23 protein-coding genes are annotated in these 19,687 nt (G+C 61.5%); 12 read left to right on the top strand and 11 right to left on the bottom strand.

Annotated elements, in window-relative coordinates:
- The first annotated feature begins 134 nt into the window (after positions 1-134).
- Positions 135-614, top strand: a complete 480-nt coding sequence (locus CK910_RS08155) for a MarR family winged helix-turn-helix transcriptional regulator (protein WP_042866558.1) — start codon at positions 135-137, stop codon at positions 612-614.
- A gap of 78 nt (positions 615-692) precedes the next feature.
- Here the strand turns inward: CK910_RS08155 and CK910_RS08150 are convergent, their stop codons facing one another.
- Entirely contained in the window at positions 693-1,274 is a 582-nt protein-coding gene (locus CK910_RS08150) for a YjaG family protein (RefSeq protein ID WP_043141062.1), read from the bottom strand.
- Positions 1,275-1,437: 163 nt separating this feature from the next.
- On the opposite strand from CK910_RS08150, the gene CK910_RS08145 reads away from it, so the two are divergent.
- On the top strand, positions 1,438-2,382 hold the full coding sequence (locus CK910_RS08145; protein ID WP_098982131.1) for a D-2-hydroxyacid dehydrogenase: 945 nt from the start codon (positions 1,438-1,440) through the stop codon (positions 2,380-2,382).
- Positions 2,383-2,454: 72 nt separating this feature from the next.
- On the opposite strand, the gene mepM is transcribed toward CK910_RS08145, so the two are convergent.
- Positions 2,455-3,792: a murein DD-endopeptidase MepM gene (gene mepM, locus CK910_RS08140; RefSeq protein ID WP_098982128.1), complete on the bottom strand. Its 1,338-nt coding sequence runs from the start codon at positions 3,790-3,792 to the stop codon at positions 2,455-2,457.
- A gap of 260 nt (positions 3,793-4,052) precedes the next feature.
- Between mepM and CK910_RS08135 the strand changes: the two genes are divergently transcribed.
- Together CK910_RS08135 and CK910_RS08130 are read left to right on the top strand one after the other, a co-directional pair.
- Entirely contained in the window at positions 4,053-5,351 is a 1,299-nt protein-coding gene (locus CK910_RS08135) for a LapD/MoxY N-terminal periplasmic domain-containing protein (RefSeq protein ID WP_098982126.1), read from the top strand.
- Entirely contained in the window at positions 5,348-6,289 is a 942-nt protein-coding gene (locus CK910_RS08130) for a TAXI family TRAP transporter solute-binding subunit (RefSeq protein WP_098982123.1), read from the top strand. Before CK910_RS08135 ends, CK910_RS08130 begins: the two co-directional genes overlap by 4 nt.
- On the opposite strand, the gene CK910_RS08125 is transcribed toward CK910_RS08130, so the two are convergent.
- Entirely contained in the window at positions 6,284-6,958 is a 675-nt protein-coding gene (locus CK910_RS08125) for a transglutaminase-like cysteine peptidase (protein WP_098982121.1), read from the bottom strand. The two genes, CK910_RS08130 and CK910_RS08125, sit on opposite strands and share 6 nt — an antisense overlap.
- 76 nt (positions 6,959-7,034) lie before the next feature.
- Positions 7,035-7,940, bottom strand: coding sequence for a zinc ABC transporter substrate-binding protein ZnuA (gene znuA / locus CK910_RS08120; RefSeq protein WP_043554468.1), 906 nt, complete (start codon positions 7,938-7,940; stop codon positions 7,035-7,037).
- Positions 7,941-8,034: 94 nt separating this feature from the next.
- Here znuA and znuC point away from each other — a divergent pair, with 94 nt between their 5' ends.
- Both znuC and znuB read left to right on the top strand, forming a co-directional pair.
- The gene (znuC, locus tag CK910_RS08115; protein ID WP_042868263.1) at positions 8,035-8,799 is read left to right on the top strand and encodes a zinc ABC transporter ATP-binding protein ZnuC; all 765 of its coding nucleotides are present in this window, start codon (positions 8,035-8,037) and stop codon (positions 8,797-8,799) included.
- Between the two features lie 20 nt (positions 8,800-8,819).
- Positions 8,820-9,599 (top strand): zinc ABC transporter permease subunit ZnuB, encoded by a 780-nt coding sequence (gene znuB, locus CK910_RS08110; RefSeq protein ID WP_098982118.1) that lies wholly within the window; start codon positions 8,820-8,822, stop codon positions 9,597-9,599.
- Between the two features lie 12 nt (positions 9,600-9,611).
- Here the strand turns inward: znuB and CK910_RS08105 are convergent, their stop codons facing one another.
- Complete coding sequence (locus tag CK910_RS08105; RefSeq protein WP_098982116.1) at positions 9,612-10,502, bottom strand: LysR substrate-binding domain-containing protein; 891 nt, start codon at positions 10,500-10,502, stop codon at positions 9,612-9,614.
- Positions 10,503-10,593: 91 nt separating this feature from the next.
- On the opposite strand from CK910_RS08105, the gene CK910_RS08100 reads away from it, so the two are divergent.
- Positions 10,594-11,451 (top strand): DMT family transporter, encoded by an 858-nt coding sequence (locus CK910_RS08100; RefSeq protein ID WP_043140389.1) that lies wholly within the window; start codon positions 10,594-10,596, stop codon positions 11,449-11,451.
- A 14-nt stretch (positions 11,452-11,465) separates the two neighbouring features.
- On the opposite strand, the gene CK910_RS08095 is transcribed toward CK910_RS08100, so the two are convergent.
- Positions 11,466-12,053: a uracil-DNA glycosylase family protein gene (locus CK910_RS08095; protein WP_043140392.1), complete on the bottom strand. Its 588-nt coding sequence runs from the start codon at positions 12,051-12,053 to the stop codon at positions 11,466-11,468.
- Between the two features lie 102 nt (positions 12,054-12,155).
- Here CK910_RS08095 and rarD point away from each other — a divergent pair, with 102 nt between their 5' ends.
- Positions 12,156-13,058, top strand: coding sequence for an EamA family transporter RarD (gene rarD / locus CK910_RS08090; RefSeq protein WP_098982113.1), 903 nt, complete (start codon positions 12,156-12,158; stop codon positions 13,056-13,058).
- On the opposite strand, the gene CK910_RS08085 is transcribed toward rarD, so the two are convergent.
- On the bottom strand, positions 13,040-13,771 hold the full coding sequence (locus tag CK910_RS08085) for a substrate-binding periplasmic protein (RefSeq protein WP_098982111.1): 732 nt from the start codon (positions 13,769-13,771) through the stop codon (positions 13,040-13,042). The two genes, rarD and CK910_RS08085, sit on opposite strands and share 19 nt — an antisense overlap.
- A 44-nt stretch (positions 13,772-13,815) precedes the next feature.
- Here CK910_RS08085 and CK910_RS08080 point away from each other — a divergent pair, with 44 nt between their 5' ends.
- Positions 13,816-14,226 carry a GIY-YIG nuclease family protein gene (locus CK910_RS08080; protein ID WP_098982108.1) on the top strand — a complete coding sequence of 137 codons (411 nt, stop codon included), beginning with the start codon at positions 13,816-13,818 and terminating at the stop codon, positions 14,224-14,226.
- Here the strand turns inward: CK910_RS08080 and pspG are convergent.
- The 4 genes from pspG to CK910_RS08060 all read right to left on the bottom strand — a co-directional run bounded on the left by pspG (position 14,223) and on the right by CK910_RS08060 (position 16,298).
- Positions 14,223-14,441, bottom strand: coding sequence for an envelope stress response protein PspG (gene pspG / locus CK910_RS08075; protein WP_043140399.1), 219 nt, complete (start codon positions 14,439-14,441; stop codon positions 14,223-14,225). The genes CK910_RS08080 and pspG overlap by 4 nt on opposite strands.
- Positions 14,442-14,487: 46 nt before the next feature.
- Positions 14,488-14,694: a PspC domain-containing protein gene (locus tag CK910_RS08070; RefSeq protein WP_043140401.1), complete on the bottom strand. Its 207-nt coding sequence runs from the start codon at positions 14,692-14,694 to the stop codon at positions 14,488-14,490.
- Between the two features lie 2 nt (positions 14,695-14,696).
- Positions 14,697-15,359: a phage shock protein PspA gene (pspA, locus tag CK910_RS08065; RefSeq protein WP_098982105.1), complete on the bottom strand. Its 663-nt coding sequence runs from the start codon at positions 15,357-15,359 to the stop codon at positions 14,697-14,699.
- A gap of 210 nt (positions 15,360-15,569) precedes the next feature.
- Complete coding sequence (locus tag CK910_RS08060) at positions 15,570-16,298, bottom strand: 1-acylglycerol-3-phosphate O-acyltransferase (protein WP_098982103.1); 729 nt, start codon at positions 16,296-16,298, stop codon at positions 15,570-15,572.
- Between the two features lie 175 nt (positions 16,299-16,473).
- Here CK910_RS08060 and CK910_RS08055 point away from each other — a divergent pair, with 175 nt between their 5' ends.
- From CK910_RS08055 to CK910_RS08045, 3 genes are read left to right on the top strand one after another with little or no spacing between them, the layout of a single operon-like run.
- Positions 16,474-16,851, top strand: coding sequence for a hypothetical protein (locus CK910_RS08055; protein WP_043554553.1), 378 nt, complete (start codon positions 16,474-16,476; stop codon positions 16,849-16,851).
- A 50-nt stretch (positions 16,852-16,901) separates the two neighbouring features.
- Entirely contained in the window at positions 16,902-18,944 is a 2,043-nt protein-coding gene (locus tag CK910_RS08050) for a protein-disulfide reductase DsbD family protein (protein ID WP_098982100.1), read from the top strand.
- Positions 18,941-19,684, top strand: coding sequence for a DsbA family protein (locus CK910_RS08045; protein ID WP_098982098.1), 744 nt, complete (start codon positions 18,941-18,943; stop codon positions 19,682-19,684). Before CK910_RS08050 ends, CK910_RS08045 begins: the two co-directional genes overlap by 4 nt.
- Positions 19,685-19,687 lie beyond the last annotated feature (3 nt).

The following is a 19,687-nucleotide window of genomic DNA, read 5'->3' as shown; positions in this document are numbered from 1 at the left end:
TCCGGAAAACGGCGGACAACCTAACACAAAAACCATTAGAGCAGAAATCATTAGACCAAAAACCATATTGACCTGATGAGGAATTAGGCGGAGAATTTTGCGCCTCTCAACAGCCCCCCAATGACTCAGATCCCATGGAAAAACATGATGAAGTGCTGGTCGCACTGCGCCAGATTATTCGTGCCATCGATATGCACTCCAAGCGCTTGATCAAGGAAGCCGGGCTGACATCGCCGCAGCTCTTGCTGCTCAAGGGGATCAACGAGCTGGGGCAGATCTCCATGCGTCAGCTGGCGGATCACACCAACATGAGCCAGGCTACCGCGACCACCATCATGGACCGTCTCGAGAGCCGCCAGCTGGTGCAGCGTATTCGCAGTGAAACCGACAAGCGCAAGGTCCACGCGACACTCACTGACGCAGGCCGTGCCCTGCTGGCCCAGGCGCCGACCCCGCTGCAAGAGAGCTTCATCCAGCGTTTTCAGGCGCTGGAAATCTGGGAGCAAGGCCTGTTGCTCTCCTCCCTGCAGCGTATCTCGGCCATGATGAATGCCGATGGCATAGATGCCGCCCCCGTGCTGAGCGTCAGACCGCTCACCGAAGAACGGGCATGAGAAGGGAGCGGGTATAAAAAAAGCTCCCGCCGGGAGCTTTTTTCTATGGGGACGTTTTCGACAGATCCCGTGGCGATGTCACTCGTCCAGGCTGATGCCTATGTTGGAAACACCGTCCTGGGCCGCAAATGCCCTGATCGCCAGGATGCGGTCGCTGTCACGCTCGTGGGCCACCCGCTTGAGCAGCTCGACCTGAAACTCCAGCTCGGCCTCGATGTACTCGTGCTCGTAGAGTTCCTCTTCGGTCATGTCGCGCTCTTCCAGCATCTCGATGAAACCGGCCACGGTTCCCACTGAGGCATGGCTGGCGTCTTCGGCTTCTTCGCCGACCCGGCAGATCACCGAGTTGTAGGCACAACCCAGCGCCACGCAGGCGTCCAGCGCCGGATAGGCACCGTAGGATTCAAACTTGCCTGGCTCCGGAATGTAGACTTCAAACGCCTCCAGGATGGCCCCCAGATTGACGCGGGATCCCTTTACCGTCAGGTAGTTCCACATCTGATCCAGCGCGTTGCGAAACGCCTTGGCATCGCCGAAGCCGGATGCCTGGGCAAACAGCGCATAGTTGGGGTACATGCGCTCCGCCAGCGCCAGGGTGTAGACGGTCTGTTGCCAAGGCTGTAGCTCGGCCAGTCGCTTATAAAACTTGTCACCAAACACTGGAGTCGGATCCTTTGCAAAATGTGGGGCAGATTGTAGCCCACGAGGGGCCGCGCGAAAACGAATAAAGCGGCCCGGTCGACTATCTTGCCCGATCAACTCGGGTAAGATAAACACAGAGCGGCCTCTCTCCCGCGCCGCAAATCTGATAAGGAACAAGAGTATGAGTCAACGTACCCTTCTTTTGCTCAGCCAGGACAACGCGCACTACGAGCGCCTGCTCAAGGCGGCCCATCTCCCCCATTTGCGCATTCTGAGAGCCGACAACCAGAGCGATGCCGAGAAACTGATCGGAGAGGCTCACATACTGATGGCCGAGCCGGCGCGGGCCAAGCCGCTGCTGGCCAGGGCCAACAAGCTGAGCTGGTTCCAGTCCACCTATGCCGGCGTCGACGTGCTGCTGGATGCCAGCTGCCGCCGCGATTATCAACTTACCAATGTGCGCGGCATCTTCGGCCCGCTGATGAGCGAGTACGTGTTCGGCCACCTGCTCAGCCTGATGCGCCAGCTGCCGCTATACCGGGAGCAGCAGAAGCAGCGGCTGTGGCAGAGCCACCCGTATCAGGGGCTAAAGGGGCGCACCCTGCTGATCCTGGGGACCGGCAGCATAGGCCAGCACCTGGCCCACACCGGCAAGCATTTTGGCATGAAGGTGCTCGGCGTCAGTCGCAGCGGCCGTGAGCGGGCCGGTTTCGATCAGGTGTATCAGCTGCCGGCGCTGAACAAGATGCTGGCCCAGGCCGACGTCATCGTCAGCGTCCTGCCCGCCACCCGCGAGACCCATCATCTGTTTACCGCCTCCCGTTTCGAACATTGCAAGCCGGGCGCCATCCTGTTCAACGTCGGTCGCGGCAATGCCATCAACGAAGGCGATCTGCTGACCGCCCTGCGTACCGGCAAGCTGGGCATGGCGGTGCTGGACGTGTTCGAGCAGGAACCTCTGCCCGCCGACAGTCCGCTCTGGGGCCAGCCCAACCTCATCATCACCCCGCACAACAGCGCCTACAGCTTCCCCGATGATGTGGCCCAGATCTTCGTGCGCAACTACATCCGCTTCATCGACGGTCAGCCGCTGGACGGCAAGATAGACTTCGACAAGGGTTACTGATCCGCCCATGGCGCCAACGAAAAGGCCCCGCCAATGCGGCGGGGCCTTTTTCTATTCGGCTGGAAACCGGCCTCAGCCTGCCTCCATCTCCTTGCGATAGCTCTTCACCTTGGCGAGGAACTGGCGCTTGGCCTTGCCGGAGAGCGGCTCCGCCATCGGCAGCTTGACCTTCATGGCATCGACCGGGCGGTTGTTGATCCGCACCTCGTAGTGCAGGTGAGCACCGGTGGAACGGCCCGTGTTGCCGGAGAGCGCAATCTTGTCGCCCATCTTCACCTTCTGGCCGGTTTTCACCAGCAACTTGCTCAGGTGCAGATAACGGGTCATCAGGGTACGACCGTGCTTGATCACCACATAGGTACCGGCCAGCGGGTGACTGGTGGCCTTGAGCACAACACCGTCACCGGTAGCCAATACAGGCGTGCCCACCGGCAGGGCAAAGTCGGTGCCCTCGTGAGGGCGAACCTGACCTGTGATCGGGTGGCGACGATTCGGGTTGAAGCTGGAGCTGACCCGATAACGGCTGTGAGTCGGATAGCGGCGGAAGCCGCGCTCCAGACTGTTGCCCTGGCCGTCATAGTAGTTGCCATCTTCCGACAACCAGGCCGAGACGCCCTTCCCCTGATTGAACACCTCGACCCCCAGCAACTGGGTGTTGCCCGTGCTCTTGCCCTCGACCGTCTCCTGACGGACCAGCACCTTGAACTTGTCGCCCTTTTTCAGATCCTTGGCGAAATTCAACCGCCACTGGAACAGATTGGCAATCTTCTGGATGTGGTTGGCCGGGATCCCCGCATTGCGGGCACTGACATAGAAGCTGCCGTTGATGACGCCGTCATAGCTCTTCTGCTGCCACTGCACCTCTTCATTGAGCATGCTGGCGCTGTAGGTGTCATCCGTGCGCTCCAGGATCAGGGTCTGCTTGATGTTCAGACGAATCTTCATCTGTTGCAGTATGTTGTCCTGATCGATCAGCAACTCTATGGTCTGACCGGGTTTGAGGCGGGCCAGATTGTTTTTGCCATCCGCATCCAGCACCTTGTAGAGGGTGGTGGTCGAGAGCCCCAGGTTGTTGAAGATGGTGGTCAGGTTTTCACCGTTGCGCACCCTGTAGTCCTGCCACTGGGGAGTGGCATCGGTCGGGATGTCATCTTCCGGGGTCGCGGCTTCCACCAGCTCATGATCCGGGATGTCGTTAAAATCCGTATTGTCTTCGTTGGTTGCCGTGCCGTTGGTGGCAATGGGCAACTCCAGACGCAATGGCCGCTCCAGGATGTCACCTGGTGCCGGCAATATGGCTACCGCTGACAGCGTCATGGCCGTGAGCAGTAACATGGCGTAAAAATGCTTGCGGGGAACCGGGGGTTCCCAATTGGCAGCCTGTGCTACCAAGGGACGGAGACGTTTCATCCGCTATCCTGTCATTAGATCCAAGGGTGTTAGTGGTCAGTCTGTTTGCTATAGAACCGTATAAAACTGATTGTTTGACCTAAATACTCACAATTAGTTCATAGCAATCTGCATGAACCTCACATTTTATGCATAACATTCCGCTATGGGCAGAAATGATCGTCTTTTTTAACCATTTTTTTCCTATTTTTAAGAACCGGGTCCGATTGTGTTTGACCCAAGGTTTCATGATGTTGCGATAACTTTTCCATGGAGTGGATATGTCGTTAGCAAAACTGTTAAACCGAATCATCCTGATCCTGTTCGTTATCGGTGCCGCCCTGTTGTTCATGCTGGAGGTCACCACGGTACGTCAGTCCATCCTCGACCAGATGTCGGCCAACCTGGAAACGGCCATCACGGCCCTCGGCCTGGTGCTGCAAGGCACCCTGCTCAATGATGACAAGGTGCTGGCCGAAACCATAGTCAACGCCATGTTCGATGGCGGCTTCGTCAGCTCGGTCACCCTGCTGGACCCCGACGGTCAACTGCTGTTCCAGAAGGTCTTTCACACAGCGCAGCAGAATGTGCCGAGCTGGCTCCCTTTCGTTATCGACATGCCGCCGGTCAAGATTGAGCAGGAGTTGACCGATGGCTGGCGCATGCTGGGCACCCTCACGCTCGAGGGACACAAAGGCTACGCCTATCAGCACCTGTGGAATGCCATCAGCCGTACCGGCCTGGCCCTGCTCGCCGGCCTGCTGGTGTTCACTCTGGTGATCTCCTGGGTATGCGGCCGCCTGCTGCGCCCCCTCGAACTCATCAACCAGCAACTGGTCAGGATCCGCAAACGCCAGTTCAGCGGCAATCTGGATTCTCCCTGGCTGCAGGATCTCAAGGAGCTGGTCATCTCGGTCAACCAGCTGGTCTCGGAGCGCAAGCGGGATCTGCTGCAACAGCGGCTCAAGATCACCCAGCTCGGCAAGCAGCAGGCGGCGACAGCACCTCAGCCCCTGCTGGGCTTGACCGAGGGGGGAGACGGCCTGCAACAACAGCATTTCTTCTCCACCCAGGGCAGCATCCGCCTCTACAGCCGCCTCATCCCCACCCTATCTCCCTCGCAGGAGAGCTCGCCGGACGAGATCCAGCATCTGCTCGACCTCTGGCTGCACCATCCGGTGGAGGGGCTGCAACTGCCCCTCAGCCTGCTCAATCATGCTGACTGGGCGCAATTCGCCCCGCTGCTGGCCAAGGGCAGAGGCAAGACCCTCGACTGGCGCTGGGATCTGGCAAGCTTCCCGCCCCTCGGGGCAGAACGGCTCGCCACCTTGCAGGAGCAGGGCGTCGAGATGGCGTTCAGCGCCATTCCCATGACCAACGACACCTTCAATCAGCTCGACCCCATCAATCCCGTCTTCATCAGCTGCCAGCCAACCCAGGCTCCTCTTTACTGGAATCTGGTGGCCCAATGCCTGCACAGTGCGGGCTACACCCTGCTGGCAGAAGCCGGCGAGATCCAGGATATCGACACCCTGCGCAGCTGGGGCATAGACGGTTACGCCAGCAAGGAGATCTCATGAACAGACTCGGGTCGTTGCTCGCCCTGCTGTGGCCGCTGCCGCTGCTGGCCAGTCCCATGATCATCGCCACCGGCGGTGAGCAGGGGATCTATCATCAGGTCGCCAAAGAGTTCTGCCGGCTGGCCAACAAGAGTGACCCCGAGCTGCAATGCAAGCTGCAGGCCACCTCAGGTTCCATCGAGAATCTGCGCCAGTTGCAGGCAGGGCAGATACCCTATGCCCTGGTGCAATCGGACTGGCTCTATCAGGCCAGCCGAGGCCTGGGGCCTTATGCCAGCCAGCCGCAACCCGAACTGAGAGCCCTATTCGCCACCCACGCCGAGCCTTTCACCATAGTGGTGCGGGCGGATGGCGACATCACTACGCTGGCGCAGCTCAAGCTGGCGCCCATCGACATGGGGCTGAAGAGCTCGGGCACTCGCCAGACGGCCCTGGCCCTGTTCAACCTGTTGGGAGCAAGGGAGCAGGATCTCGATCTGAAGAGCGCAGGCAATCTGGCGGAGGCACTCTGCAGCAAGCAGATAGATGCCTACGGTCTGGTGATGGGACACCCGAACCGGATCGTGCTCGATACCACCAAGCGCTGCGCCATCCGCTTTCTGCCCATCGAGGGAGAGATTCGGGACCAAGTGCTCAAGGGGGTCAAGTACTACCAGCGCAGCCAGGTACCTGCCCGCATCTATCCCGGCAATCTGAAGGCGACCCCCACCTTTGCCATCGCGGCCACCCTGGTGACCAATGCCGCCACGCCGGAGGCGGACGTCTACCGACTGACCCGGGCCATGTTGACCCAGCAGACCAGCTTCAACGAGCAGACCTATGGTTACGCCAACCTGTTTCACAAGGCGCGCAACAAAACAGGCCCGGTGCTTAGCATCGAACAGCATCCGGGCGCGGCAAAATATTTCGCGGAGTTGAAAGCGGCGGGAAAACTATAGCTGGCGACGGGGGGAGCGCAGTTGCTCGCTGGAGAAACGGGTCTTCATCGATGTCCACTGCGCCAACCGATCGGCACTGCCCGCCAGTGTGCCTTCACGGCGCGACTTCATGATCCAGATGCTCTTGGCATCAAAGCTGTAGACGGGGATGAGATCGGTTCGCTGGCTGCCGGGCAGGATCCGGCTGTTGATGTTGTCGAGCACCAGCGGATCGGATTTGGGCGTTGGAAAATAAAGCGTCACCATATGAAACTGGTTGTATTTCACCGCCTTGACGTAAGCCAGCCGCAGCTTTTTCTCATCCACCCCCAGCTCCATCAGGGTGTAGTACTTGGAGATGCTGTAATCCTCGCAATCCCCCCCCCGGGCACCGATAAATTCCAGCGGATTGGCCCAATAGTCCTCATCCCCCCACAGTCTGGGATCATCGCTGTAGGTCAGGTTGTTGAAGTAGCTGTTCACCAGCGTGATCTTCTGCTGATCCGTGGTGCCCGCCCGGGGCGTAAGCAGGCGGGAAAACGCCTCGGCCCGCTGGATCGCCCTGCCGCCATAGACCTCCTGCAACTTGGCCCTCAACTCGGGACTGGCGATGTATTCGGAGAGGCGGGAGGCCTGCACGCTGGCACAGAGCAGTGCCAGCGTGCAGGTGGGAACGAGCAGCCATTTCATACTTAACCCTCCATGTCAGATGCTGGAGGTCAGTATAGTTGGCGCGGGCAACCCCATGGGATGAGCCAGGGGTGGCTCAGCGGCACTGGGCGAAGGCGTCGGCCAGCTGTTGCATGAACTGGGGATAGCCATCCGGTCCGAGCGGCACCTGTTCACCCACCTCGTCCAGCAGCAATACCTTGGCGCCGGTGTTGCGGGCCACCGACTCAATCACGGCAGGGGAGAATTGCGGCTCGGCATAGATGCAGCTCGCCTGTTTCTCCTGCAGCGCCTTGCGGATCTCCACCAGCGTCTTGGCGCCGGGACGGCGTTCCGGGCTCACGGTAAAGTGCCCCTTGGAGCTCATGCCGTAGTGACGTTCCCAGTAGCCATAAGCCTCGTGGAACACGAAGTAGCCCTTCTGGTTCACCGCCTTCATCTGTTCGGCGATGAGCTTGTCCTTGGCATCCACCTTGGCCTTGAAGGTCAGCAGGTTGGCGCGATAACGTTCGGCATTGGCGGGATCCTGGGCACTCAGCGTCTCGCTCAGCGCATTGGCGATGACCAGTGCCTGGGTCGGCCCCAGCCAGATGTGCGGATCCACCCCTTCGTGATGATGCCCCTCGTGTCCATCGTGATCATGACCCTCATCGGCATGCTCTTCGTGCCCTTCCTGCTTGGCATAGTCGAACAGCGGCATCCCCTCAACCCGGGTAAGCGTCAGCACATGTGGATGCTTGGCCAGCGGCTTGGCCATGAAGCCTTCCAGCTCGGGACCGACCCATACCACCAGGTCGGCATCCTGGATACTGCGAATATCAGAGGGGCGCAGGGAGAAGTCGTGGGGAGAGGCGCCGGTCGGCAGCAATACCTTGGGTTCACTCACGCCATCGGTGATCGCGGCCGCGATAAAGCCGAGGGGCTTGATGGTAGTCAGCACCTCGAGGGCACGGACAGGCAGGCTCACTGCCAGCAGGGCAGTGATCAGTGTAAGAATTCGCATAGAGATCTCGTCAGGAAGTGAGTGTGTGATAATATAACAAACCAACGCTGTTGTTATATTATAACTCTCACAGGCTGTAAACCCCGGAGCTGTCATGACCCAACTGGTGGAGCTGAAAGAGGTCTGTCTTTCGTTCGACGGACGACTCGTGCTCGACAAGGTCTCCTTTACCCTGAATAAAGGCAAAATCACTACCCTGGTCGGCCCCAACGGGGCGGGCAAGAGCACCCTGAGCAAGCTGGTGCTGGGCCTGCTCACCCCGGATACCGGCGAGATCCTGCGCCGTCGCGATCTGCGGGTCGGCTATGTGCCGCAACGCCTCTATCTGGATCCCACCCTGCCACTGACGGTGCGCCGTTTCCTGCAGCTCGGCAAGAATGGCCGTCTCTCCATCGAGGAGGCGCTCAACCGGGTCGGCGCCCAGGGGCTGCTGGACAACCGGATGCAGAAGCTCTCCGGCGGCGAGATGCAGCGAGTGCTGCTGGCCCGCGCCCTGCTGGTCAAGCCCGAGCTGCTGGTGCTGGACGAGCCGGTGCAGGGGGTGGACATCAATGGCCAGATCGAGCTCTATGCCCTCATCAGCAAGCTGGCGGCCGAGTTCAACTGCGCCGTGCTGATGGTCTCCCACGATCTGCACCTGGTGATGGCCAGCACCCACGAGGTGATCTGCCTCAATCGTCACGTCTGCTGTCACGGCGAGCCGGAAAGCGTGGCACGCCATCCCGAATTTGCCCGCCTGTTCGGGCGCCCCGAGCAGGAGGTGCTGGCGGTCTATACCCACCATCATCACTGCGACGGCGAACACCATCATCACGATGAGCAGGCCCCCGTCATCCGCCTGCCGTCTCGCAATCAATAAGCGCAGCTAAGGACATTCAAGTGGACAGCTTTCTGTTATATGCCCTCGCGGCCGGCCTCGGCATCGCCCTGCTGGCCGGGCCCCTCGGCAGCTTCGTGGTGTGGCGCAAGATGGCCTATTTTGGCGACACCCTCTCCCATGCCTGCCTGTTCGGCATAGCGCTGGGGATACTGCTGCAGGTGGATCTCACCCTGGCGGTGGTGGTCTGCTGCCTCGCCATGGCCATGCTGCTGGTGATCATGAGCCGCAACCAGCAGGTGGCGACCGATACCCTGCTCGGCATCCTGGCCCACAGCGCCCTGTCGCTCGGCCTGGTCACCTTGAGCTTCATGGATAACGTGCGGGTGGATCTGATGGCCTACCTGTTCGGTGACCTGCTCTCGGTCCAACCGGTGGATCTGCTCTGGATCTACGGCGGCGGCGCTCTGGTGCTGCTCACCCTGTGGCGCCTGTGGGATCCCCTGCTCTCCATGACCATCTCGGAAGAGCTGGCACGGGTGGAAGGGATCCGGGTCGATGTGCTGCGCTGTGTGCTGATGCTGCTGATCGGGCTGGTGATCGCCGTGGCCATGAAGTTTGTCGGGGCGCTGATCATCACCTCCTTGCTGATCATTCCGGCCGCCACTGCCCGCCGCTTTAGCCAGACGCCGGAGCAGATGGCCGGCTTTGCCGCGCTGATCGGCTGTCTGGCGGTATTGGGCGGGCTCAGCCTCTCCTGGTATCAAGACACGCCGGCCGGCCCTTCCGTGGTGGTCTGTGCCACCAGCCTGTTTATCCTGAGCCAGTTCAAGAAAGCCTGATAGCCCAAGCGGTTATAGTGCCATGCTCTGGCGCGTCTCCATCATCAGCCATTGACGCAACCGGCTGATGGCGGGCTCATGGGCCCGGGAGCGCTTGCAGGTAAAGTAGAAGGCATCCCCCGTCTCCAGCTGGTGTACCGGCAAGGCCACCAGCTGGGGATCATCCGGCCGCAGCATGTAGTCGTTCACAAACGCCACCCCCTGATCCCAGGCCGCCGCCTCCATCGCCAGCAGCACATGACTGAAGTGGTGCATCCGCGCCTCGTCCGGAATGACCAGGCCGCCCGCCTTGGCCCAGCGCAGCCAATCCTCCCCCCGCGCCTTGTAGATGGACTGCACCGACAGTAGCGGCAGTTGCCAGATGGCCTGCGGCCACTCCCCCTCCAGCTGTTGCAGCAGCCGCCTACTGCAGACCGGGAACAGCCGCTCCCGGTAGATGAGATCGTGGCAATAACCGCGGCCGTGGGGCGAGACTGTGATGAAACAGTCAGCCACCCGATCGGAGAGCTCGGGATCTTCCGCCACCATCTCCAGGCTCAAATCCAGCTCGGGATAGAGCTGACGCAGCCCCGCCAGACGCGGGATCAGCCACTTCACCGCGAACGAGCTGTAGACCGCGAGCCGCAGCCGCATCTCGCCACCGCCGCGCAGCTGTTCGCTGCTCTGGGCGATCTGGCCGAGCCCGGCCGCTATGCCTTCGAAGTAGACCTCCCCCTGGGCGGTCAATGACAACAGCCGCCCCTGGCGCAGCAGCAAGCGCTCACCCAGAAAATCTTCCAGCAGGCGGATCTGGTGGCTGACCGCACTCTGGCTGACGTTCAGCTCGAGGGCCGCACGGGAAAAGCTGAGCAGGCGGGCGACCGCTTCGAAATATTGAACGGCGCGCAGGGGAGGCAACTTCATTATCCAAAATTCTCATAGATGGTGATTTTTTATCATTTTACTGGATAACTGACCCCGCGCTACCCTGCCCTCATCTGATATGGGAGGTGATATGAATGCAGTCGGGATCGGTATCCTCTATCTGGTGCTGGGCAACATGGTGGCGGTCTTTTCCGATGCGCTGGTCAAGGTGCTGGAGCCGAGCCAGCCCGTGTTCCAGTTTGTCTTCTTCCGCCAGCTCTCCGCCGCCCTCTTGCTGATGCCCTGGTTGCTCTGGTCCTGGCGTCGCAACCCGCCGGTGGCGCTCAAGTGGCATCTGCTGCGGGCCCACATCTGGGCGGTAGGCGTCTGCCTGATGGTCATTGCCCTCACCCGCTTGCCGCTCGCCACCGCCAACGCCCTCTTCTATGCTGCCCCGCTGATGATGGTGCCGCTGGCGGTATGGATGGCGGGGGAAGCCATCTCCCGCCAGAAGGTGCTGACCGCGCTCATCGGTTTTATCGGGGTACTGATCGTGCTGCGGCCGACCGAGGTGAACTGGGCCGCGCTGGCGGCGCTCGGGGTGGCGCTCTCCATGGCGCTCAACAACTTGCTGATCAAGCGGATCCCGCTCAAGCAGCCCATAGCACAGACCCTGTTCTTCACCAACGTGCTGAGCATGCCCTTCATACTGGCGCTGGCCTGGTGGGAAGGGGGAGACTGGCAGTGGCAGATGTGGTGGCCCGCCTTCGGTTCATCGGCGCTGATCATGGTCTATGCCGGGCTGTGCGTGGTGGCCTATCGCAAGGCGGAGGCGAGCAAGATCGCCTCGGCGGAATACACGGGTCTCTTGATGGCGGTCGCCATCGGGGTCTGGCTGTTTGACGAGCAGCCGGGTCTGCCGCTGCTGCTGGGCTGCCTGTGCATCATAATCCCGCTGCTTGCCATGGCCCGCAGCAAACCCAAACCACTGACGGAACCTGCGGTCTGACGCAGAGGCCAGTATTAGGGTCGCACCAGCAAGGGGGCGACCCTCTGCTGCAGATGGGGGAGCACATCCTGCTCGAACCAGGGATTCTTCTTGAGCCAGAAGGTGTTGCGCGGGGACGGGTGCGGCAACGGCAGCCAGGCGGGACCATAGTCGGCCCAGCTGCGCACCGTCTCGGTGAGCGAGCCTTTGCTGGCCTTGCCCAGATAGTACTGTTGAGAATACTGGCCGATGAGCAGGGTCAGCTCGATATTGGGCAGCAGCATCAACACCTTGTCGTGCCAGGTGGGCGCACATTCGGGTCTGGGTGGCAGATCCCCCGACTTGCCCTTGCCGGGGTAGCAGAGCCCCATCGGCATGATGGCGATGCGGGACTCGTCGTAGAAGGTCGTTTTATCCACGCCGAGCCAGTGACGCAGCCGATCGCCGGAGGGGTCATCCCAGGGAATGCCGCTGGCATGCACGCGAGTACCGGGCGCCTGGCCGATGATCAGCAAGCGGGCGCTTTCGGCGCCACGGATCACCGGGCGTGGTCCCAGCGGCAAATGAGCCTCGCATAACCGGCAGGCCCGGATCTGTTCAAACAGCGTATCGAGTCGGTTCATGGACCCGATAGTAACAGAATTTCCCCCTCCATCCTGCTTGTGAAAGCGTCAGCGGGTACTTATCATGCGACCACAAATGTTTAATTTAATAAACGGAGAGAGATGAAGAACTGGATGGGCACCGGCAGCGCGGCCCTCTCATTCGTGCTGTGGGGCATGCTGCCCCTCTATTACCAGTTCATGCCGGAGGTCAACATGTGGGAGCTGCTCTCCCATCGCGTCCTCTGGTCGGCGGTACTGCTGGGCACCCTCTTCGCCCTGCTCGGCTACCGGGTGCCCTGGGCGCGCCTGCGCAGTGAACCCCGTCAGCTTTGCCTCATACTGCTGGCGGGCCCCGTCATGTCCATCAGCTGGTGCATGTTCACCTGGTGCCTGACCACGGGGCAGGTGCTGGCCACCAGCCTCGCCTTCTTCATGACACCGCTGTTCAATATCGTGTTCGCCGTGCTCTTCCTCAAGGAGCGACTCACCCCGCAAAAGCATCTGGCGGTCGCCCTGGCGCTGGCGGGGCTGGCCTACATGCTGTTCTCCTACGGCCAGCTGCCCTGGTTCTCCCTCATCATGGGAGCCAACTTCGCCTTCTACGGCCTGCTCAAGAAGAAGGTGCACTACGACGCCGGCGTCAGCCTCTATCTCGAGGCCCTGGTCCAGCTGCCGGTCGCTTTGCTGATCATCGGCGCTCTGGCCCTGAGCGGCATGAGCCAGTTCATGGCCGGTGACTGGGCCGATCGGTTGCTGCTGATGGGCAGCGCCCCCGCCACCCTGCTGCCGGTGGGCCTGTTCTGCTACGCCGTGGCGCGCACCCGCATGAGCACAGTGGGGTTGCTGCAATATATAGAACCCAGCCTCGCCTTCCTGCTCGCCCTCTTCTGGTTTGGCGAGACGGCGGATCCGGTAAAGTCGGTGGGATTTGCCTTTGTCTGGGCGGGTCTGCTGGTGAGCCTGCTGCCGCTGCACAAACTCAGGCGCGGGGCCGACAACCCTGCTCAGGGTCTGCCACGATAGGATTCCAGGATGGCGTGCCACGCGGGATCCTGGTCCATCTGCTCGGCGATGTCGTTCAGCCGGGCATGCAGCTCGCTGCGGGATCTCGGCAGCAAGAGGTGGCGGGTATAGCTGGACTGGGGAAAGGGCGAGACGAACAGCTTGCCCTCATAGGCATCATGAATGAAGAAGGAGAGTGCAGAGCCCGGCACCAGCGTCACATCGATGCGGCCCCGCATCAGCAGGCTGAAATTGGTTTTGACCTTCTTGGCATCGTGGCGCACCAGCTCGCCCCGGGCCACAGCATCATCGATCCCCTGATAGCGATAGCCCTCTATGCCACCGAAGATCAGCCCCTTGAGTGAATCCGGGCCGCGATAGGTGATGGGTCTGACCGCGCTGGAGATGAGCTCGTTGGTGTCACGCATGATGGGAAAGGTCCACAGATAGCGCTCGCGCTGGGGATCCCCCACCCAGGCGGGATTGACCCAGGCCACCAGGCCGTCGAAGCCGGGATCCGACATCTCCAGCGCCAATCTGGCCCGATTGACCAGCCAGAGCTCAAGCCTGGGTTCTCCGCCAAGCCTTTCATTGAGATACTTGACAAGATCCCGGCTCAGCCCCGTCTTCTCCCCTGTCATGAAAGGAGGGTGCTGATGGTAATCATAAACACGGATCGTCTCCCCCAGAGCCGGGACCGACAACAGGCACCACAACCAGAACCAGACTCGCATCGCACCTCCTTGGACTGCTCTTGAGTTTGGCACAGACAGATCGAATGAGAAAAGCAGCGATGGACACAGAACCGACCAGCTCACCCCCAACCAGCCAGTGGTCCCTCTATCTGGTACGCACCGCGACCGGCCTGCTCTATACGGGGATCAGCACGGATCCGATAAGGCGGTTGCGCCAGCACCAGAGCGGCAAGGGATCCCGCGCCCTGCGCGGCAAGGGACCGCTCACGCTGGTCTGGCAGCAGACGGTGGGCGACAAGGGGGCGGCGCTGCGACTCGAATACCGCCTCAAGCAGCAGAGCAAGGCCTTCAAGGAGCGCCTGGTGCGGGAGCCGGATGGCTGGGTCGACTGGAGCCAGCCCTGGCTGGCAGCTGTCGAGCAGGCGATGAAGAGGCCACAAAAAAGGCCACTGCGAGCAGTGGCCAAGGCAGGATCCGATAGCAGGGAGGCTTAACGGTAGGTATTGGATTGCTTGCGCCGGTTGCTGATGAGCCAGCACACCACCAGCAGCACCAGCAACCAGGGCGCCAGCTTGATGATCAGAGCGAACATGCCGGCCAGGGCCCCAAACAGCACGAAGAGGCCGCTCACCAGCAGCATGGCCAGCACGGTAAACCCCGCCAGCGCCATGGCCACCAACACCAGCATCAAGACGATAAATTCCAGCATGTTCTGCTCCTTACAGGCTTCTCTTGCCGGCTGAAGGACCCTGGGGTCAGTCCAGCCAGCGCTTCAATTCACGACGGGGCGGCATGATCAGCACCGCCAGCAGATAGGCGGCCAGGGTCAGTGGCGGCATCAGGATCAGGGCGATCAGCGCCACTATCCGTACCGTCACCCTGGAGAGCCCCAGCCCGTTGGCGATGCCGGCGCAGACCCCGGTCAACTTGCGATGGGCAAGGTCCTTCGGCCAGGGCGTCATCTTTATGCCTCCACCTTCTGACCCTTCAGCCGGGCCAGTTCGCGCTCAATCTCGTCGTTCAGCTCCAGCTCGCGGAACTGGGCCTCCAGCGAGGGATTCTGCCCCAGAGTCGCCGCCTCCAGCTGGGCTTCCAGCTGATCGACCCGCCCCTGAAAGCCGTCGAAACGGGCCATCAGCTCGTGCATGCGCTGGTTGTCGACCTGGGCGCGGGCACGGATGCGGCTGTGGGCGGTCTGCTCGCGCAGGGTCAGCATCTTCTGCTTCTCGCGGGCTTCGGTCAGCTTGGCGGCCAGCCGCTCGCTGTCGGCGGTGAGCTGGGCCAGCACCTCGGCCACCCGGGCCTTGTCCTGCTCCAGCTGTTCGCATTTTTTGGCCTCGGCCAGCTTCTCGGTGAGGGCGGCACGGGCCAGATCCTCACGCCCCTTCTGGATGGCGAGCTCGGCCTTGGCCGACCACTCCAGGATCTGGTGTTGCAGCGCCTGCTGGTGGCGTTCCAGCTGCTTCTGCTCGGCGATGACGCGGGCGGCCTGGGTTCTCATCTCGACCTGGACCTGCTCCATCTCCTCGATCATCAGGCGCAGCATCTTCTCCGGCTCTTCGCTCTTGTCGAGCAGGCTGTGCAGGTTGGCATTGATCACGTCGGTCAGGCGGCTAAATACGCTCATGGTCTGGTTCCTTGTTCATGGGGATGGCTATCTCTTCCCATAGCATTACAAGAGCCATGCCAAGATAATTTATTGTTGCTTTACAAATAGATGGGGATTCATTCACAAGATACAAGCCGGATTTATTGGTTAGAATTGCCAACAAGGTGGTGATTTTAACCAATAAAAAAGGGAGCCAGCGGCTCCCTCTATGTCGTCTTTCGTTCAGACTCAGGCGGCCTGATGGCGACCCAGCTTGCTGTCCAGCTCGGCCAGCTTGGCTTCCATCCGGGCACGGCAGTTGTCAGACAACTCGCGAATGCCGGCGGCGCCGTGCTCCTTGCTGCAGACAGGTGCCATGACTTCCAGCAGCACTTCGCCATTGTCCCAGCGGTTCAGGTCGATCTGGCCGAAGTAGCTGGAGCAGACGATGGGCACCACGGGCACCTCGGCCTGCACGGCGGTGTGGAAGGCGCCGGCCTTGAACGGCAGCAGGCCGCGCCCCTTGGAGCGGGTCCCTTCCGGGAACATCCAGATGGAGGTGCCGTGATGCTTGATGCGATCCACCACCTGGCCTATGGTGCCGATGGCACGGGAGCGGTTGGAGCGGTCGATCAGCACGTTGCCTGAGAGCCAGAAGAGGAGGCCGAAGAAGGGCAGCCACAGCAGGCTCTTCTTGCCCACCGCCACCACGCCGGGCATGACGGCACCTGTCACTGTGAAGATGTCGAAATTGCTCTGGTGGTTGCAGACGTAAACCGCCGGGCCGACCGACTTTACCTCGTCCGGTATGATGACCTTGACCTTGAGGCCGAGCAGCGGGCAGATCGCATGGTACATGCGGGCGAAGACAAAGACGTTGTTGGGATGACGCGGACGCACCAGACAGAGCAACAGACCAAACACGAACCAGAAAACGAGCAGCAGGGTAAGCAGCAGCACACGGGCAAGTTTGAGCATCGAACACCTCGGATTTTAACTCGGCGCAGTATACTGGTCCCCCTTTTAGCGAACAAGCGTTCGCCAAACAGAACCGACCACCCCGATGTTGCATATGGTCGCATCGAATCCTGCTGACTTGCTCCTGTCATTATTGATCGATAGGATATGCACCATTCAACAGGGTAGGGCTAGCATGATTTTGCGACAACGCGTGGCGACAAGACTCCTGCTGCTGGTCTGCATTCTGGTGCTCAACTGCGCGGCCCAGCCGCTGGCCCGGCTGGCTCAGCTCGATCAGGCCCTCAGTTGCCAGGTACAGCTCCTCCCCTCTTCCAGCGCCGATGCCGACGATGCACAGCCAGCGACGCCCCAGCCGAGCAGTTGCCAGCTCAACGGCAAATGGCTCAGTGCCGCCAGCCTGCTCTGCGTCGAACAGATCTTCTTTGCCATCGCCTTCGTGATTGCCCTGCTGGCGCCGCTGTCGCGCCGCTCACCCGCTTTGCCTCCCCCTCGCAACATATCTCCGCCTGAACGGCGGCTTCACCTCACTTTATGTGTCTGGCGAGAATGAGTTAGCCGCGGTTTACACCACCCTGACTTCCATTTTCAAGAGACAAAAACATGTCAAACATGATCAAGACTGCCCTGTTGATGGGCGGCCTGCTGTGGCAATCCATGGGATTGGCCAGCGATACCGGCTGGCTTGTCAGCCCCCAGAACGATCACGCAAAAGTGCGGCTGCAAGCCGACGCCCGCGATCCCGCCCAAACTCGCGTGCTGCTCAGCCTGGCGCTCGAGTCCGGCTGGAAGACCTATTGGCAGAACCCGGGGGAAGGCGGCATTGCCCCTGAAATATTCTGGGATGCCCCTCAAGCCGCCCAGCAGTGGCATTGGCCCGTGCCGGAGCGATTTGACGTCAGTGGCATCTCGACCCAGGGCTATCAGAAAACCGTCAGCCTCCCCATCACGCTTGCCCACAGCCGCCGCGATGCACTGACGGGCACGCTGCGCCTTTCGACCTGCAGCAACGTCTGCATACTGACCGACTACCCCTTTACCCTGGCGCTGGATGGCACTGCGCCGGAAGGGTTCGACTTTGCCTACGCCCAGGCGATGAGCAAGCTGCCACAAGCCATGCCTGGCACCGTCACCCTCAAGGCCGGCTACCGGCAAAACCAGTTGCAGCTGACCGCCGACAACCCGCAGGGCTGGCAGGATCCGCAGATTTTCCTCCAGCGGCTGGAGGGCGCCGAATTTGGCAAACCCGAGCTGGAGGTGCAAGGCAACACCCTGATCGCCCGCATTCCGGTCAGCGATGGCTGGCAGGGCGATGCGCCCGACATACGTCGCCAGCAACTCGGGTTTGTACTGGCCAACGGTGAACAGGCCTGGCAGAGCGAGTTCCAGATAGGTGAGCCGCTGACCCTGCCGAGTCAGGGCCACTCGCTGCTCTGGCTGCTGGGCGCTGCCCTGCTGGGTGGCCTTATCCTCAACCTGATGCCCTGCGTACTGCCGGTGCTGGCCCTCAAGCTGGGGTCGGTACTGCAACTGGAAACCCGTGAGCGCCGCCCGGTTCGTTTGCAATTCCTGGCGGCCAGCGCCGGCATCCTGGTCTCCTTCTGGGCGCTGGCACTGATGAGCACGCTGCTGCGCGCCAGCCAGGGGGCGGTCGGCTGGGGCATCCAGTTCCAGAGCGTCTGGTTTATCGGCTTCATGGTGGTGGTGACGGCGCTGTTCTGCGCCAACTTGCTGGGGCTGTTCGAAATCAGGCTGCCGAGCAACCTCAATACCCGCCTCGCCACCACGGGCGGCAACAGCCTGGGCGGTCACTTCCTGCAGGGGTGTTTTGCCACCCTGCTGGCCACCCCCTGCTCGGCCCCCTTCCTCGGCACCGCGGTCGCCTTTGCGCTCGGGGCTCCGCTCGGTCAGCTCTGGCTCATCTTCACCGCGCTTGGCCTCGGCATGAGCCTGCCCTGGCTGCTGATCGCCGCCTTCCCCCGCCTCGCGCTCTGGCTGCCGAAGCCGGGCCGCTGGATGGGGCGCCTGCGCATTCTGCTCGGCCTGATGATGCTGGGCTCCAGCCTCTGGTTGCTCAGCCTGCTCGGCAACCATGTCGGCCAATTCTGGATGCTGATCCTGATGGCGCTGATGCTGGCCGCCCTGCTGCTGGCCGTGGTGTGGCGCCACGGCATGCGGGGCGTGACTCTGGGGCTGGCTCTCACCTGTCTACTGGGCGGGGCCCTGCTGCTGGGCGGCGCCTTCACCATGGAGGGCAAGCCCCAGCGGGACGGCGTCAACTGGCAGCCGCTCTCGGAGCAAGCCATCCAGGACGCGCTGGCGCAGAACAAGCGGGTCTTTGTCGATGTCACCGCCGACTGGTGCATTACCTGCAAAGCCAACAAATTCAACGTACTGCTGCGAGATGACGTGCAAAAAGCGCTGAGCGCCCCCGATGTGGTGGCCCTGCGCGGGGACTGGAGCCGCCCCTCTGCCAGCATCGCCGACTTCTTGCGCCAACGCGGCAGCGTGGCCATTCCCTTCAACCAGATCTACGGGCCCGGCCTGCAGGGTGGCGAGATCCTCTCGCCCCTGCTGGACCGTCCGACCCTGCTTGCCACCCTGGCGCAAGCAGGCATTGCCACTTCTCAAGGAGACACTAAATGAAACCGACCCTGCGCACCCTGACACTGCTGGCCTCCCTCTCTGCCGCCATGCTGGCCCCAGCCCTGCACGCCGCCCCCTTCACCCCGGAGCAGGAGGCCCGCATCAAGGAGCTGATCCGCGAAACCCTGGTGGCCAACCCCAAGATCCTCGACGAGGCGGCCGAATCCTGGGAGAAGCAGAACGCGGCGGATCAGGCCAGCCAGCTTGGCAACTTCATCAAGGGCAATCAGGATGTGCTGTTCAACAGCCCCACCAGCCCGCGTCTGGGTGCCAAGAACCCCAAGCTGACCCTGGTGTCCTTCACCGACTACAACTGCCCCTACTGCAAGCAGTTCGACCCTCATCTGGCCAGGTTGCTGAAGGCCTATCCAAATGATGTCGGGCTGGTGATCAAGCTGCTGCCGTTCAAGGGGCAGAGCTCCGCCAAGGCGGCCCAGTACAGCCTGACCCTGTGGCAGCAGGATCCCGCCCGCTTCCTCACCCTGCACGACAAGCTGATGAGCAAGCAGGGCATGCTGACCGAGGCGGACATCAACAAGGCGCTGGCGGCCACCGACAACCTGGCCCTCAAGCCTGCGGCCAAGGCCACCGAGGAGCTGCGCAACAGCCTGCGCATCGGCACCTTGCTCGGCGTGCAGGGCACACCGGCCACCTTGATCGGCAACCAGCTGGTCTCCGGCGCCGTGCCCTATGAGGAGCTGGAGCAAATCGTCAAAGCCGAACTGGCCAAACAGGGATAAACC

This window comes from Aeromonas sp. CA23 (genome assembly GCF_002587065.1).
Taxonomy (GTDB): Bacteria; Pseudomonadota; Gammaproteobacteria; order Enterobacterales; family Aeromonadaceae; genus Aeromonas; species Aeromonas bestiarum.
The sequence above is the reverse complement of the archived record's forward strand: the minus strand, read 5'-3'. Positions and strand labels throughout refer to the sequence as shown.

Bases quoted from the DNA above. Each gene is read 5' to 3' on its own strand.
- CK910_RS08155 (WP_042866558.1), top strand. From the start codon at position 135: ATGGAAAAACATGATGAAGTGCTGGTCGCACTGCGCCAGATTATTCGT.
- CK910_RS08145 (WP_098982131.1), top strand. From the start codon at position 1,438: ATGAGTCAACGTACCCTTCTTTTGCTCAGCCAGGACAACGCGCACTAC.
- mepM (WP_098982128.1), bottom strand. From the start codon at position 3,792: ATGAAACGTCTCCGTCCCTTGGTAGCACAGGCTGCCAATTGGGAACCC.
- CK910_RS08135 (WP_098982126.1), top strand. From the start codon at position 4,053: ATGTCGTTAGCAAAACTGTTAAACCGAATCATCCTGATCCTGTTCGTT.
- CK910_RS08130 (WP_098982123.1), top strand. From the start codon at position 5,348: ATGAACAGACTCGGGTCGTTGCTCGCCCTGCTGTGGCCGCTGCCGCTG.
- CK910_RS08125 (WP_098982121.1), bottom strand. From the start codon at position 6,958: ATGAAATGGCTGCTCGTTCCCACCTGCACGCTGGCACTGCTCTGTGCC.
- znuA (WP_043554468.1), bottom strand. From the start codon at position 7,940: ATGCGAATTCTTACACTGATCACTGCCCTGCTGGCAGTGAGCCTGCCT.
- znuC (WP_042868263.1), top strand. From the start codon at position 8,035: ATGACCCAACTGGTGGAGCTGAAAGAGGTCTGTCTTTCGTTCGACGGA.
- CK910_RS08105 (WP_098982116.1), bottom strand. From the start codon at position 10,502: ATGAAGTTGCCTCCCCTGCGCGCCGTTCAATATTTCGAAGCGGTCGCC.
- CK910_RS08100 (WP_043140389.1), top strand. From the start codon at position 10,594: ATGAATGCAGTCGGGATCGGTATCCTCTATCTGGTGCTGGGCAACATG.
- CK910_RS08095 (WP_043140392.1), bottom strand. From the start codon at position 12,053: ATGAACCGACTCGATACGCTGTTTGAACAGATCCGGGCCTGCCGGTTA.
- rarD (WP_098982113.1), top strand. From the start codon at position 12,156: ATGAAGAACTGGATGGGCACCGGCAGCGCGGCCCTCTCATTCGTGCTG.
- CK910_RS08085 (WP_098982111.1), bottom strand. From the start codon at position 13,771: ATGCGAGTCTGGTTCTGGTTGTGGTGCCTGTTGTCGGTCCCGGCTCTG.
- CK910_RS08080 (WP_098982108.1), top strand. From the start codon at position 13,816: ATGAGAAAAGCAGCGATGGACACAGAACCGACCAGCTCACCCCCAACC.
- pspG (WP_043140399.1), bottom strand. From the start codon at position 14,441: ATGCTGGAATTTATCGTCTTGATGCTGGTGTTGGTGGCCATGGCGCTG.
- CK910_RS08070 (WP_043140401.1), bottom strand. From the start codon at position 14,694: ATGACGCCCTGGCCGAAGGACCTTGCCCATCGCAAGTTGACCGGGGTC.
- pspA (WP_098982105.1), bottom strand. From the start codon at position 15,359: ATGAGCGTATTTAGCCGCCTGACCGACGTGATCAATGCCAACCTGCAC.
- CK910_RS08060 (WP_098982103.1), bottom strand. From the start codon at position 16,298: ATGCTCAAACTTGCCCGTGTGCTGCTGCTTACCCTGCTGCTCGTTTTC.
- CK910_RS08055 (WP_043554553.1), top strand. From the start codon at position 16,474: ATGATTTTGCGACAACGCGTGGCGACAAGACTCCTGCTGCTGGTCTGC.
- CK910_RS08050 (WP_098982100.1), top strand. From the start codon at position 16,902: ATGTCAAACATGATCAAGACTGCCCTGTTGATGGGCGGCCTGCTGTGG.
- CK910_RS08045 (WP_098982098.1), top strand. From the start codon at position 18,941: ATGAAACCGACCCTGCGCACCCTGACACTGCTGGCCTCCCTCTCTGCC.